Source organism: Streptococcus agalactiae ATCC 13813, assembly GCF_000186445.1.
Lineage (GTDB): Bacteria > Bacillota > Bacilli > Lactobacillales > Streptococcaceae > Streptococcus > Streptococcus agalactiae.
Map to the genome: position 1 here is coordinate 1,762,654 of NZ_GL636070.1, position 12,827 is coordinate 1,775,480.

The window sequence follows — 12,827 nt, forward strand, 5'->3', positions numbered from 1 at the left end:
CCTCATTTTCAGGATCTACAATGATGATTTCAGTATCAGTATCTGCTTCTTTTAACTTGGTTGAGATGATTTCATGCTTAGTTGCCATCCCTTTACCAGCACCTGATGTCCCTAAAATAAGACCTGATGGGGTATTGAGTTTCCCACGGTCAATGGTGATGATGTTACTTGAAATCTGGTTTATCCCATAAAATTTCCCTCCCTTATCTTGTAGGTCTACAGACGTCCACGGGGAGTTAACGGCAATGTTTGAGGTCAAAAGAGACCGTGACACACCCTCAAGGTAGTTCTTGCCAAATGGCAATAAGCTATTAAAGGCAGCTTCTTGCATATAGGTCAGATTATCAATCACAAGGTCATTAGAACCTGCCACTTGTTTGATAATATCAAGGGAGTGTTTCAACTGGTCTTCGTTATCCGCAAAGACCCCAATCAGAAAAAGGGTGTCAAAGAGCTTGTCGCCTGTTTGTGTCATGGTTTTAATCAGCTCATCTGCTTCATCGATGTTACTTTCTAAGACTTGACTAACCTTTTCAAGATAAACGCCAGATCGTGCCATCTTTTGTTGTTCCCCAATTTTTTGCGATTCCATCAAAGTCTTCTTGGTGCGGAGCTTGGTCATGGCTTCTGACTTGGCTGACCCTTTGGCATGAAGACTAATCATCACTTCCAAGTCCGACTGCATGAGTTCTCGTAAGAACTTATCTCCCAACTCCATCCCATAGTCACGAACATAGACAATCTGAAGCAGTCTATCATCCATTTCAATATGATTTTTGTGCTTAAAGGACAGACTGGTTGGGGCAATAAAGTTCTTAGTTGTTTGTCCTGAACGCACCAGATCTTGATAAGTAAAGGGCAAATGATTCTCCCCTCGCAACATATCAGCCAAGTGGTTCACACGGCTTTCTCCACTGAGGAGGGTAAAGTTCGCATCAATTTCAGAAAAACCACTCTTGAAGTATTCACCAATTTGAGAAAGGGAACGATAAGCCAATTTCGGATTCTGATCAGTTTTCCCAAAAGAAATGAGCTTAATAGACGAAAAGTTATTTTCACCGGCTTCAAGGTTATTTTCCATGATACGATTGAGTTCTTCACGATAGGTATCATACCCATCCTCATGTAAGGGATATAAAACACTTTTTCTAAACTTATCCAAGTTGACCCTTTGGTTAAAAATAGTGAGTTGGAAATTGGTCTTGTCATCCAAACTGTTAATCAAGTCGGAATAGGTTTCCATAATCGCTCCCTTATCTTCAAGTCCCACTGTTTGGTAATTGACATCTCCTAAAAGATAGGACTGGGAAAAATAATCTGGGGTGACCTGCATGAGACCATTAGGAAAAAGGCCTTGGTAAAGAAGCGTATTAACAGTTGTTGGTAGCACTTCTTCTTTTGGTTTACCTGTCTTCTTTTGTTTAGAAGAGGTCTTTGGTTTCATTGAGCGATTTGTTTTTTTCACAGCGTATTCCTTTCTGTCCTGTTAGTGTACGGTCTGGGATGGTCATTTCATAATACCATCGGTAGTTAAGATACGTTTCAAAAGGTAAGTCATTAGGGCGATAGACCCCAAAAAGCAAAAGAGGAATGGTAAAGGTAAAGATAAGACCATAGACAAACCAATCCCCAAATTGCCAATAAAAGAGGTTTAACCCTAAAATCAGGATGGTAATGGCAATGGCTGGCAAGACAAAGATAACTTGTCGTGTGGTAAAGCCTAGCCAAGCCCTATGTTGGACTTTTGTGATGTCCTTAAAAACACGTGTATTCATAAGACTCCAATCTAAGATAAATATGAAAAAAGATTGGGAGGAACGTCCTTCCCAATCCTCCTTACATGCCTAGGATACTTCTGGCAGTCCGTTGACTGCCCACCAAGGCAATGATCAATAAAATAGCCTGAACTAAACCACCAAAGGCAGTTGCTAGCGTCTCCATCACTCCCGCACCATTTGAGAGAGCCAATTTCCCAGCTGATTCAAAGAGGGGAACTAGGGAGATGATTAAGAAAATCAAGACCCCTTGAAGGGCATAGACCATGATGTTTTTCAGGTAGCCAATCCCAACGCTTCGCCAGTCATCACTGAGGAAAGTCGGAATCGTTAAAGGTGCAAAAGGAATCATGAGATAGAGTTGGATAAAGCGAATGGTAATGAGGAGATTCACCACCATCACACTAACCAATCGCACTAACCATATCAGAATGGCAAAAAAGCCAACAATGAGTTTTCCAATAATTCCTGACCCTTTAAGTCCTGAAATGGTCTCATAAGTCGTTCCCCCATGAGAAACGACACCAGCTACGCCTTCAATGATGTGAGAAGCAACGGCTAAGATGGCCTCTACAATAACGGTGGTGTTGGTAATGACCACAGCCACCATGATATAAGAGACAATCATAGGAGCAATAGCTTCAAAGGTCATGGCACCACCTGAGTTGGCGATTTTCTTAGCCATCTTCGAGAACTCAAGGACTAAAACAACGGCTAAAATAGCCACTCCCAAGGGCTGCATCACTCCTTTTGTGATCGCTGACATATAAGACCAAACGGTTGGGTTATAATCTGCAAGGGATTTGACCAAGTTGGCCGTCGATTCCAAGTCCACGTTAAAGCCTTCAAAAAGGCTATCGCTCGAAATTTTCTCCGAGGCTAGAAAGACAAAAGCTGAAGGTAATGTGTTGTTCATGTCATACCTAGCCCTCCTAAATGGTAATTTGGGTGATAAAGGCACCAGCGGCACCTACCATAACACCACCCACAATTTCTAAGATGGCATTGCGGACACCAGGTCCACCATCTTTGATATTGGTTGATAGGTTTATAATACCCATGACGACAAGAAAGGCGCCTGTCGCAACCATTCCTTTTTGTAAGAGCGCCATGGCTTGAGCAAACATGGAACTGGCGTCCACGCCATAAACAAATCCTGTAAATTTTTGGTTCATACGATTCCTCTTTTCTATTAGTGTAGTGTGGTTTCTGTGCTTAAATCCCTAACCTTGTGGTCTGAGGGTTCAAACGGAACGTCCTCTGTTTTGAGGGGGTCAATGTGGTAATGCCACCAACGTTCATCTGACTCCTTATCCGCCAGGTATTGCCAGTTCTTGTGTTTCAAGGGGAAATACTTCTTTTCCTTAAAGACTGGAACCCCTGCAATTCTCACCAAGCACTCATCTCGTTTCATGTTTCCGACTTCATCAGGGGTCATCAGATCCCTCGCAATTTTCTGATGGGAAGTTGACCCAGACCCTGTTTGGCCATACGACCGACTGGTACTTCTCACATCAATGGTTTGTTTGCCTAAGAGACCACTCATAAACTTGAAGGTCTCTTCATCATTGCCTCCAAGATAAAGCAAACTATCACAGTTCCCTAGAATCGTTTTCCAAGCCTCTTTCTCCTTATAAAGTCCTTGAAGTTGGGCAATGTTTTGAAGTATAGGAACGAGACTCATGTTTCTGGAGCGAACCGTTGAGGTTTGTTCCGCAAAGTCTGTGATTTCACCACAATTCGCAAACTCATCTAGGTAACTTCTGACATGGATAGGCAGTTGTCCCTTAAAGTCCACATCAGCTTGTCTCGTTAAGGTTGAAAAGACCGTGGAGAAAAAGAGGGCTGAAAGAAACCGAAAGGTGGTGTCATTATCTGGAATAACGAGATAAACCATGGTTTTCTGCATCCCCCATGTCTTTAAGTCCAAGGTATCACGTTTCGTTAAGTCAATGACAGATTGGATGTTAAAGAGGGCAAACTTAGCCGTTGTTACGGCAATTACTGAATCCAAGGTCTTATCCTTGTAGTTTTGGAAGTCTGCCCAGTTACGCATTGTGAAGTTTTCTGTCCCATATGTCTTGGCATAGGTCTCAAACATCACTTCTAAGACACTCTTATCTTGATTTTCTCCTTTGGATAAGAGCTTGATGAGTTTTCCAATTTCAGAAAAAGAGGGGTAACGCCCTCGCTTACGACGACTGTCTGCTTCTTCCTTGGTGCTACCTGGAGGATTGTAAAAATCCACCAAGTAAGAGGAAATGGCTCTGACTAAGGTCATGGAAGCTTCATCCCAAAAAGGATCACTGCGACTGCCATTGCCCTTAGTGTTATTGAAATAGACCGTAAGCATACGGTTCAAATCATTCTCCGTTTCCACATAACGAAAAGGATTAAAGCCATCTGAGTTAAGCATGTTTACAAGGTCTAAGACCTTGACCTGATAGCCATTTTCTAAAAAGAGCTTCCCTGTCTTTTCAGCTAAGTGATCCTTAGGGTCAACGACAATATTGGAACAGTTAAGCTGAATCAGATTGGGTTTGACAAAACGAAAGGTCTTTCCTGCCCCTGATCCACCGATGACAACTAAGTTCTTGTTTCGGTCAAACTGTGGGACTTTCTTTTCTAACAGGGTTAGCCTAACGTTTCGTGACAAAATAGTGTCATTAAAGGGATTTTTACTGATAAAGGCTTTACGCTCACGGCTATTTCCAAAGCGAGCAGAGCCATATTCAGCCCCTTCTCGGTAAACCTTTTGACCAGTTGAGACATAAAGATAGACTAGACCCATCGTCACAAATCCAAAGCAAAAGCCCAAAACTGATTTACCTGTAAAGTTGCCATTCCACAAGGGATTTAAGACCTGATTCTGTCCCTCTCCTAAGAGATAGGCAAGACGTTCCAAGGGTGGTTGATTAGGTAGACTATCGTAAAGCAAGACTAGCCGATGGCAGAAATAGCCAAGAGCAAGCCCTAAAATACCAAAGATAAAAACTTTTTTCCCTGAGACCATTAGAGAATGACCTCCTTTGTTTTCACAGCAGAGGGTTCTGACATCACAATCTGTTCCTTGGCTTGTGCGATTTCCTCATCAAGAGTTTTATCCATAGTTAGCCCTTTCATTTTTTCTGGATTGGAAACCAACTTCTGAAGCAACTCATCTAAGTGCTTGTCTAAGAGCGACTTATCCTTAGCATAGAAATGAAGGTAATCTCCTTGCCAACTAGTGGCAATAGGAAGGTTTTCTGATTCCACCAATTCCTTGAATTTCTCGACATCAACTGGTTTATCCAAAATGTCTTTTGAGATATTCAGCGACTCAATGGCATATGGACTTTGAAGGAGTTCTTCTAACTTTTGAACCCCAACTTTATAAGCCGAGTCTTGTGCTAGGGCGTGTCTGGCTGACCACTCTAAGAGTTTGAGAAGGACCTTCACCGTAAACATAGCACTCCGTTCCGCATATTGAATCGCTTGGCGTTCCTGTTGTTCGGATGACATCATTTCCTCCTTTATATGATTCCCCATCAAAACAATAGGGTGCTTTCATGATACGAAAGCACCCTTGATTTTGGTATCACAATAAAGATAGGAAAAAGACAATTCCGTTCCAAGACAGGTGAATAAGTGTGGACGTCAAGCAGTCTGTTTGCCATCTCACCACACCAAGTGTGAGACCTAAACTCCCATAAAGCACCCAAGTGAATAGACTGGATGGGTGATGAGCTAAAGCAAAAAAGGAACTCGTTAACAAAACTTGAACCACTGGTTGAGACAAGACTCCCCACAACACCTCTCTATAAAAGACTTCTTCCACAACACTGGCATTAAGGAGAAAAAGAATAAAGGACAGAACAGGAATCCGGTCTTGAACAGTCACTAACGTTTCTTGGTTTGGTTCGCTTCCTGAAAATAGAGCACTCATGATTAGAGTAATACTTACCATGACACCTAGACTACCAAGTAACCAAAGCCCTCTCTCCTTCAAGGATAGGTTTCTTTTCGGTATCTTAAACCTTTTCCAACCCCACAATAGCAGGGCTAAAAATGTCACTAATAAAACAGGTAACCATGCCCCATTTAGCCAACCAATCAGGTACAAACTCACTAGGAGTACATTGACATGAATGGCTCCGTACATCACTAATAGTCGTTTCATCACTATCTCCTAAACAAGTCTTCATAGTCAATCTCTAAGACAGTCACTATTTTCTCCACCCATTTGCCTTGTGGCATGAGACGATGAGATTTGTAGTGACGAAAGGTTTGGTAGAGACGGTTAAACTCACTAGGGTAGACGTATTGGCCCTTAAACATCTGTCGAGCAAGGTCAGCCCATGACAGTCCTTTTTCCATAACGATAATTTCCAAATTTTCCCAAAAACGATCGTTCATAACTCCTCCTTATGTCACCAGATCCTTAAAAAGATGTTCACGAAAGGAAACCACTTTTTGACTTCTCGGAAGAAAGGTCCTTGCTTCTTCTAAACTCATATCGGGATACACTTTGTCCTCACAAACCACAATTGGGAGACGAAGATTCTGGTCAGGTTTCCGTAGAACCACCGTCACTAACTCACTCAATTTCATCTCTCTATGACCTTTAAATCGTTGTAGCGAGGGGGATAAGAGCGTAAAACAATCACTGCTTTTGGTAAACAACCTCAGTAATTCCTCACGTGATAGATGACTCACTTCTCTACAGGAGTAGGAAATACCATGCGAGTCACAAAAAGACAGGAGTTTTTGATTCCGACTGGTATTTCGACTTAAATAGATTTCTAACATCTCTTCCTCCTACACAGATAGCTCCTTCTCTAATGCTTGAGTTGGTGGGGTAAACACCTTACTCATATCAATAGGCGACCTGCCTTCACCGAAGCACTTCACTGTTATTAATGTGGTGACGACATCATTCTTATCATTCCAAGAATAGCCTTCGCCATATGCCCTAAAGGCGAGATCGTTCTCATCCGTTAGATAAGTATCAACACCATTTTTGATGTCTTGGGTTTCAATAAACTCAAAAATACGGTGTAAGTTGGACTCATAAGCTAACGGATAATTCATTTCTTTGTGGTAGTCATCTTCAAAAGTGACATCAATGTCACAATCATAATTGGGTAAAGAAGCAATCATTTCCGAAAATCTCTCTACTTCTGCTTGATGTATGGCTTCTTCTAGCTCCGTACAGTTCCTAATACTTTTACTATGTAATAATTTCATGTTTTTCTTCCTCTTCAATCTTTCTAAATTCTCTAGCAATGGCTTCAATAACAGTGACGGTCACGCTATTGCCTGCTTGTTTATACAACTGACTTTTACTGGATACGTTCTCAGCTCTGTCATAAGCCCCATCAGGAAACCCCTGAAGTCTAAAACACTCTCTAGGTGTTAGGCGTCTGATTCTCAAACGATACAGTTTTCCATCTAGGATTATTCCAGTCACTTCATACCACTTGTCCTTACGGTACTCTAAAGCAGCAACTACCACTCCCATATTGTCAGAAGTGGTTAAGGTATTTGAAATCCCCTTTCCCACTCGACCTCTGCGTTTGGTAGACTCTGGGTAAGCAAGGTTGACAGAATCTCCCACTATTGCCTTGGCATAGCCTAGTTTGGTCGCTTCCCTAATTTTCAAATGCGGCGCTTCTTCACGACAGAGAATCTTAGGAACTTTATCCCCTCCCTGCATGGTTGTTAACGTTGGAGAAAGCCCTGAAAGGTCATAGACTCGTCCAGTTTGGATAAAAGAAGTTGGTAAAGTTCCTGCGACAACTACACCATGCCGATCTTGGCTAGTTAAAGTAAACATCGGATCATCGTTCCCTTTAAAACTACTCCCATGTTGGCGTTTTTCTAGCCTATCAGGGGTTAAAATTTTAGTTCCTTCTCCTTTTCCTCTTGTTAAGGTTGGTGCTATCCCACGTGATAAATAGACTTCTCCATTCATCCCTTTGCCTGACGGATTAACATTACCTAATCGTTCAAGACCAGCTGAGCTGTTTTCTCCTCTGAGAGGAAATAGGAATCGGGGACGGTATCTTCTAGAATGTCCGATAATAAAAATTCTTTCACGGTTTTGCGGCACTTGGAAATCTTTACTGTTAAGCACCTGCCATTCGACATCATACCCCAACTCATCCAATGTGGCGAGGATTGTTCGAAATGTCTCTCCCTTGTCGTGACTGAGTAAGCCTTTGACGTTTTCCAAAAATAGAAAACGTGGTTGGATCTGTTTGGCCGCTCGAGCAATCTCAAAGAACAGAGTTCCCTTAGTATCCTCAAATCCCAATCGTCTGCCTGCGAGTGAAAATGCCTGACAAGGGAATCCCCCACAGATGATGTCCACTTGCCCTCTAAGTTGTCTAAAGTCTTCGTCTGTGACTTGTCTAATATCATGAAATTCTATTTCTCCTTTGGTCTCATAGATGGCCTTGTAAGATTTCCTCGCAAACTTGTCAATCTCACAAAAGCCAATACACTCATGGCCCTGACGAGTTAACCCCAGTCGAAAGCCTCCAATTCCTGCAAACAAATCTAAAAACTTCATGTCTCTCATTCCTTTCTGACAAAACTAAAAAGGACCTTACTTCTTGCGTAACGTCCTTTCTTAACAATGATCTTCCATTTCTGGGGCAGTGATAAGTTCAAAAATGAACCAAATCATTCCTAATCCCCAAATACCTAATAATATCCACCAAAACATCTTACTCACCCCCTTTTAGTTCTTTTAAGCGTTGGACCTTGGTCCATTCGGATAAGACGCCATTAAAGACGTATTCCGCTATCGTTTCTGTTCTGTCCGCAAACCTCATATTCTCTAAAGCGTACTGATACCGATGATCAAAATAAATCATAGCATAATCACTAGCAGCCTGTGATAGACCAACTTGTCTCAACTGATCATGAACCAGTCCCCAAATATAATCTCTGTCGTATCTTGTGACTCGGTCTACTTTACGTTGAAAATTGTCATTGTCATTTTTCTTACTTGTTTGACTTTCTTTCTCCTCCTCGTCCTCAATGACTGACTCACTCTCTTTAGTTTCACTCATATCAGTCTCACTAACTTCAGTCTCACTAGTGGCTGAATTTAAGACCGGCCCCGGCTGATTTTGACACCCCCCTAGTGTTTTTTGAACACTACCCCCGTCTGAATTTGAGACTGGGGTAGGTTCATGTTCTAACTCCCCCAAGTAAATCTTATTGGCCAAGCGTCCTTTTTCACTGGAAGACTGTTGGACTTCATCTATCAAACCATACTCTCGTAAGGTTTTCTTGATAGCAAGTAACTTAGATTTGGAACAGCCAAGCAGTGCCATGAGTTTTGAGTTGGAATACACCAGATAAATAGCCCCGTCTTCATCAATCCATCCTTTACTTAAGGACAATTCCAAACGGTCTTTTAGAACAGCATAAGCAACCTTAACCTCAAGTTTCATGTCCTTGTAGCGCTCACTCTCAAATAAGAGTTTTGGGAGCTTATAATAACGCTCTGACGTTTGATAGTGATTTGCGGTGATACGTTTCATGATTGTCCCTCCAAGACTAATAGACCAACATTCCCCATGTCATCAAATTGAATGAGTCCTTTTTCCTCCATTTCAGCAATTAACTGAGTTGCTTTCTCAATATTTATTCCCATAATCTCCATGAGATGACACATCACAATTTGTCGTGATGACTGTTCATTCTTTTGCATGATTTTCCTCCTGAAAATAAAAAAGCGAGAACACTTATTAAAATGTTCTCGTTTACGTTGAAACATCTAATCTTTGTGTCTTCCACAGACAGGCAAGATAAAAACGCTAACTTCAATCTCCTTTTTTTGCACTTTTTTGAGTCCTCCTAGACCATCTGGAATAAATACAAAATGTTTGAAAAAACTGCTTGAAATCAAGGATTCTCAGCATTCCTTCTTTTGTAGCTTCACTACAGCCTCGGTCCTTGCTGTATGTGGAAACATGTCAACAGATTGGATGTAGTGAACATGGTATACTTTTGTTAATGTTACTAAGTCTCTAGCAAGCGTAGATGTATTACAAGAAACGTAAACCATTTTTTCTGGAGGCATTTTTAGTATAGTATTTAGCAATTTATCATCTAAACCTGTGCGAGGAGGATCCACGATTAACGCATTAGCGCGAAATCCCTCACTATACCACCTAGGGATAATATCCTCTGCCTTTCCAGCTTCGTAATGTGTATTAGTAAAACCCATATGAAGTGCGTTCTCTTTAGCATCCTGAATAGCCTCAGGGATAATATCCATTCCACGAACACTTTTAACTTTTCCAGCAAAAGCAAGTCCAATCGTTCCTACTCCACAATAAGCGTCAATTAAATCATCATCTTCCTTCACATCTAAGGCCTTAACTGCCTCACTATATAAAATTTGTGTTTGTTTAGGATTAAGTTGATAAAAAGCACGTGGTGATAACGAAAAACCATAATCTAATACTTCTTCATTGATGGATTCTTGACCCCAAATAACTTCTGTTATTTGACCATAGATATCACTTGTTTTACTAGCGTTGATATTTACAGCAACTGTCTTTAACTCAGGAAACTCTCGAACTAATTCAATAACAACATCATCAAAATCAAGTCTTTTACTTGTGATAAAAATCAGTTGAACCTCTCCACTCGCTTGTGCTCGTCGAATCATAACAGTACGGACACCAGCTATTTTACGTTCATTATAAATAGGCAATTTATATTTTCCTAAAAGTTCTGCAACTCGATTTATCATTTCCTGAGTAAGGCTATCTTGCACTAAACAATCTTTGATATCAATCAATCGATGTGTCCCTTGTGCATATAAACCTGCCTTTACATTCCCTCCAAACGAACGCACTTGAAATTGTAATTTAGCACGATAGTGTTCAGGTTCCGACATACCTATCGTTTTACGGATTTCATAATTCTCATATCCCTCTGGTTTAAATTTCATTAGAGCCTGTCGAATAATATCCGTTTTAAACTCTAGCTGCTTATCATATTGAAGGTGCATTATTTGGCATCCCCCACATTCTTTATAAATAGAACAAGCGGGATCTACCCTATTTTTAGACTTTTTATTTATCTTTAACAGTTTAGCTTCTGCAAAATTACGTCTAACAGAAGAAATCTGACAAAACACCTCTTCTCCCTTGAGGGCCCCTGGAACAAAGATTAGTGTTTTTTTATAAAAACCTATTCCTTCACCATTAATTCCCATTCGTTTAATTTTTAAAGGAATTCGCTGTTTTAAAACCACATTCATCAGTTCATTACTCCCTAACTAAGAAAATACTATAAATCCATAACATTTAAAAAAAGACTCATTTTTACTATTTTATCATTTTTGCTATAATAAAAACTATGAAAATAACCAAAATCGAAAAGAAAAAAAGACTTTACACTCTAGAGCTAGACAATACCGAAAATTTATATATAACAGAAGATACTATCGTTCATTTTATGTTAAGTAAAGGGATGATAATTAATGCCGAGAAACTTGAAAATATTAAAAAATTTGCCCAACTATCATACGGTAAAAATCTAGGTCTTTATTATATTTCTTTCAAGCAGAGAACCGAGAAAGAAGTTATTAAATATCTTCAACAACATGATATTGATTCTAAAATTATTCCACAAATTATTAATAATCTAAAAAGTGAGAATTGGATAAACGATAAAAACTACGTGCAATCTTTCATACAGCAAAATCTAAATACTGGCGATAAGGGGCCATACGTGATAAAACAAAAATTATTGCAAAAAGGTATCAAAAGTAAAATAATTGAATCTGAACTTCAAGCTATAAACTTTCAAGACTTAGCATCCAAAATAAGCCAAAAACTCTATAAAAAATATCAAAGCAAACTTCCACTAAAAGCACTAAAAGATAAATTGATGCAGAGCTTAACTACAAAAGGATTTGATTATCAGATAGCGCATACCGTAATTCAAAACCTTGAAATTGAAAAAGATCAAGAACTTGAAGAAGACCTCATTTATAAAGAATTAGATAAACAATACCAAAAATTCTCAAAAAATATGACCAGTATGAATTAAAGCAACGTATAATCAATGCCTTAATGCGTAAAGGATACCAGTACGAAGATATCAAAAGTGCTTTAAGAGAATATTTATAAGATAATAACTCTCAGACGATGTATTTTACAGAAAATTATGATAAACTATAACAGACGTATAAATTGTAGAAAGTTGGTAGGCTATGAGATTACCTAAAGAAGGCGACTTTATTACAATTCAAAGTTACAAACATGATGGTAGTTTACACCGGACTTGGCGTGACACCATGGTATTAAAAACAACCGAAAATGCCCTCATTGGTGTTAATGATCATACTTTAGTAACAGAAAATGATGGTCGACGCTGGGTGACACGAGAGCCTGCAATAGTATACTTTCATAAAAAATACTGGTTTAACATTATCGCTATGATACGTGAAACTGGTGTCTCCTACTATTGTAATCTAGCAAGTCCGTATATCTTGGATCCTGAAGCACTCAAGTACATCGACTACGACCTTGATGTCAAAGTATTTGCAGATGGTGAAAAAAGACTACTGGATGTGGATGAATATGAACAGCATAAAGCTCAGATGAACTATCCTACCGATATTGATTATATATTAAAGGAAAATGTAAAAATATTGGTAGAATGGATAAATGAGAATAAAGGCCCCTTTTCATCATCATATATCAATATCTGGTATAAACGGTACCTTGAATTGAAAAAGCGCTAACTAACACACTAAATAGTGTGTTTTTATTAATATCAAATTTAATTACAATACTATTGCAAAAATATATACTTAAAATAAAAAAAGTAGAAAGTGATCTTTCTACTTTTTTAAGAATAGTCCGTACGGGATTCGAACCCGTGTTACCGCCGTGAAAAGGCGGTGTCTTAACCCCTTGACCAACGGACCATATTCTTGATGGGCACGAGTGGACTCGAACCACCGACCTCACGCTTATCAGGCGTGCGCTCTAACCACCTGAGCTACGCGCCCAAAATAACTTCTAAAATATAAAG

Annotated in this window: 15 protein-coding genes, 2 tRNA genes and 1 pseudogene; 2 read left to right on the forward strand and 16 right to left on the reverse strand. The window is 39.7% G+C overall.

What is annotated here, in order from left to right:
• From HMPREF9171_RS0102615 to rlmD, 14 genes are all read right to left on the reverse strand, one after another.
• On the reverse strand, positions 1-1,465 hold a 1,465-nt coding region (locus tag HMPREF9171_RS0102615), incomplete at its 3' end, for a VirB4-like conjugal transfer ATPase, CD1110 family (protein WP_032459104.1).
• Positions 1,422-1,775: a PrgI family protein gene (locus tag HMPREF9171_RS105110; protein WP_001097592.1), complete on the reverse strand. Its 354-nt coding sequence runs from the start codon at positions 1,773-1,775 to the stop codon at positions 1,422-1,424. The genes HMPREF9171_RS0102615 and HMPREF9171_RS105110, both read right to left, overlap by 44 nt.
• Before the next feature lie 61 nt (positions 1,776-1,836).
• The gene (locus HMPREF9171_RS105105) at positions 1,837-2,691 is read right to left on the reverse strand and encodes a VirB6/TrbL-like conjugal transfer protein, CD1112 family (protein WP_001066428.1); all 855 of its coding nucleotides are present in this window, start codon (positions 2,689-2,691) and stop codon (positions 1,837-1,839) included.
• Between the two features lie 16 nt (positions 2,692-2,707).
• Complete coding sequence (locus tag HMPREF9171_RS105100; protein ID WP_001072129.1) at positions 2,708-2,950, reverse strand: hypothetical protein; 243 nt, start codon at positions 2,948-2,950, stop codon at positions 2,708-2,710.
• Positions 2,951-2,967: 17 nt separating this feature from the next.
• The gene (locus HMPREF9171_RS105095) at positions 2,968-4,788 is read right to left on the reverse strand and encodes a VirD4-like conjugal transfer protein, CD1115 family (protein ID WP_000253517.1); all 1,821 of its coding nucleotides are present in this window, start codon (positions 4,786-4,788) and stop codon (positions 2,968-2,970) included.
• Positions 4,788-5,276, reverse strand: coding sequence for a hypothetical protein (locus HMPREF9171_RS105090; RefSeq protein WP_000093690.1), 489 nt, complete (start codon positions 5,274-5,276; stop codon positions 4,788-4,790). Before HMPREF9171_RS105090 ends, HMPREF9171_RS105095 begins: the two co-directional genes overlap by 1 nt.
• Before the next feature lie 76 nt (positions 5,277-5,352).
• A complete protein-coding gene (locus HMPREF9171_RS105085; RefSeq protein ID WP_000826252.1) occupies positions 5,353-5,934 on the reverse strand; it encodes a CPBP family intramembrane glutamic endopeptidase in 582 nt (193 codons plus the stop codon).
• 2 nt (positions 5,935-5,936) lie between these two features.
• Positions 5,937-6,170, reverse strand: coding sequence for a hypothetical protein (locus HMPREF9171_RS105080; RefSeq protein ID WP_000999831.1), 234 nt, complete (start codon positions 6,168-6,170; stop codon positions 5,937-5,939).
• A gap of 9 nt (positions 6,171-6,179) precedes the next feature.
• On the reverse strand, positions 6,180-6,563 hold the full coding sequence (locus tag HMPREF9171_RS0102620; RefSeq protein ID WP_000890152.1) for a thioredoxin domain-containing protein: 384 nt from the start codon (positions 6,561-6,563) through the stop codon (positions 6,180-6,182).
• Between the two features lie 9 nt (positions 6,564-6,572).
• Positions 6,573-7,001: a hypothetical protein gene (locus HMPREF9171_RS105075; RefSeq protein ID WP_000770701.1), complete on the reverse strand. Its 429-nt coding sequence runs from the start codon at positions 6,999-7,001 to the stop codon at positions 6,573-6,575.
• Positions 6,985-8,328, reverse strand: a complete 1,344-nt coding sequence (gene dcm, locus HMPREF9171_RS105070; RefSeq protein WP_000670037.1) for a DNA (cytosine-5-)-methyltransferase — start codon at positions 8,326-8,328, stop codon at positions 6,985-6,987. The genes HMPREF9171_RS105075 and dcm overlap by 17 nt, the downstream gene beginning before the upstream one ends.
• Before the next feature lie 157 nt (positions 8,329-8,485).
• Positions 8,486-9,310: a replication initiator protein A gene (locus HMPREF9171_RS105065; RefSeq protein ID WP_000822758.1), complete on the reverse strand. Its 825-nt coding sequence runs from the start codon at positions 9,308-9,310 to the stop codon at positions 8,486-8,488.
• On the reverse strand, positions 9,307-9,480 hold the full coding sequence (locus tag HMPREF9171_RS1000000113610) for a hypothetical protein (protein ID WP_001171245.1): 174 nt from the start codon (positions 9,478-9,480) through the stop codon (positions 9,307-9,309). The genes HMPREF9171_RS105065 and HMPREF9171_RS1000000113610 overlap by 4 nt, the downstream gene beginning before the upstream one ends.
• Before the next feature lie 204 nt (positions 9,481-9,684).
• On the reverse strand, positions 9,685-11,043 hold the full coding sequence (gene rlmD, locus HMPREF9171_RS105060) for a 23S rRNA (uracil(1939)-C(5))-methyltransferase RlmD (RefSeq protein WP_001103614.1): 1,359 nt from the start codon (positions 11,041-11,043) through the stop codon (positions 9,685-9,687).
• Positions 11,044-11,141: 98 nt separating this feature from the next.
• Here rlmD and recX point away from each other — a divergent pair.
• Positions 11,142-11,917 (forward strand): annotated as a pseudogene (gene recX, locus HMPREF9171_RS02330) (recombination regulator RecX).
• Between the two features lie 83 nt (positions 11,918-12,000).
• Positions 12,001-12,534: a nucleoside tri-diphosphate phosphatase gene (gene ntdP / locus HMPREF9171_RS105055; protein WP_001239184.1), complete on the forward strand. Its 534-nt coding sequence runs from the start codon at positions 12,001-12,003 to the stop codon at positions 12,532-12,534.
• Positions 12,535-12,648: 114 nt separating this feature from the next.
• On the opposite strand, the gene HMPREF9171_RS105050 is transcribed toward ntdP, so the two are convergent.
• Positions 12,649-12,720, reverse strand: a tRNA-Glu gene (locus tag HMPREF9171_RS105050).
• 10 nt (positions 12,721-12,730) lie between these two features.
• Positions 12,731-12,804, reverse strand: a tRNA-Ile gene (locus HMPREF9171_RS105045).
• Positions 12,805-12,827 lie beyond the last annotated feature (23 nt).

Excerpts from the sequence above, each read along its gene's own strand:
- HMPREF9171_RS105110 (WP_001097592.1), bottom strand. The coding sequence starts at position 1,775 with ATGAATACACGTGTTTTTAAGGACATCACAAAAGTCCAACATAGGGCT.
- HMPREF9171_RS105105 (WP_001066428.1), bottom strand. The coding sequence starts at position 2,691 with ATGAACAACACATTACCTTCAGCTTTTGTCTTTCTAGCCTCGGAGAAA.
- HMPREF9171_RS105100 (WP_001072129.1), bottom strand. The coding sequence starts at position 2,950 with ATGAACCAAAAATTTACAGGATTTGTTTATGGCGTGGACGCCAGTTCC.
- HMPREF9171_RS105095 (WP_000253517.1), bottom strand. The coding sequence starts at position 4,788 with ATGGTCTCAGGGAAAAAAGTTTTTATCTTTGGTATTTTAGGGCTTGCT.
- HMPREF9171_RS105090 (WP_000093690.1), bottom strand. The coding sequence starts at position 5,276 with ATGTCATCCGAACAACAGGAACGCCAAGCGATTCAATATGCGGAACGG.
- HMPREF9171_RS105085 (WP_000826252.1), bottom strand. The coding sequence starts at position 5,934 with ATGAAACGACTATTAGTGATGTACGGAGCCATTCATGTCAATGTACTC.
- HMPREF9171_RS105080 (WP_000999831.1), bottom strand. The coding sequence starts at position 6,170 with ATGAACGATCGTTTTTGGGAAAATTTGGAAATTATCGTTATGGAAAAA.
- HMPREF9171_RS0102620 (WP_000890152.1), bottom strand. The coding sequence starts at position 6,563 with ATGTTAGAAATCTATTTAAGTCGAAATACCAGTCGGAATCAAAAACTC.
- HMPREF9171_RS105075 (WP_000770701.1), bottom strand. The coding sequence starts at position 7,001 with ATGAAATTATTACATAGTAAAAGTATTAGGAACTGTACGGAGCTAGAA.
- dcm (WP_000670037.1), bottom strand. The coding sequence starts at position 8,328 with ATGAAGTTTTTAGATTTGTTTGCAGGAATTGGAGGCTTTCGACTGGGG.
- HMPREF9171_RS105065 (WP_000822758.1), bottom strand. The coding sequence starts at position 9,310 with ATGAAACGTATCACCGCAAATCACTATCAAACGTCAGAGCGTTATTAT.
- HMPREF9171_RS1000000113610 (WP_001171245.1), bottom strand. The coding sequence starts at position 9,480 with ATGCAAAAGAATGAACAGTCATCACGACAAATTGTGATGTGTCATCTC.
- rlmD (WP_001103614.1), bottom strand. The coding sequence starts at position 11,043 with ATGAATGTGGTTTTAAAACAGCGAATTCCTTTAAAAATTAAACGAATG.
- ntdP (WP_001239184.1), top strand. The coding sequence starts at position 12,001 with ATGAGATTACCTAAAGAAGGCGACTTTATTACAATTCAAAGTTACAAA.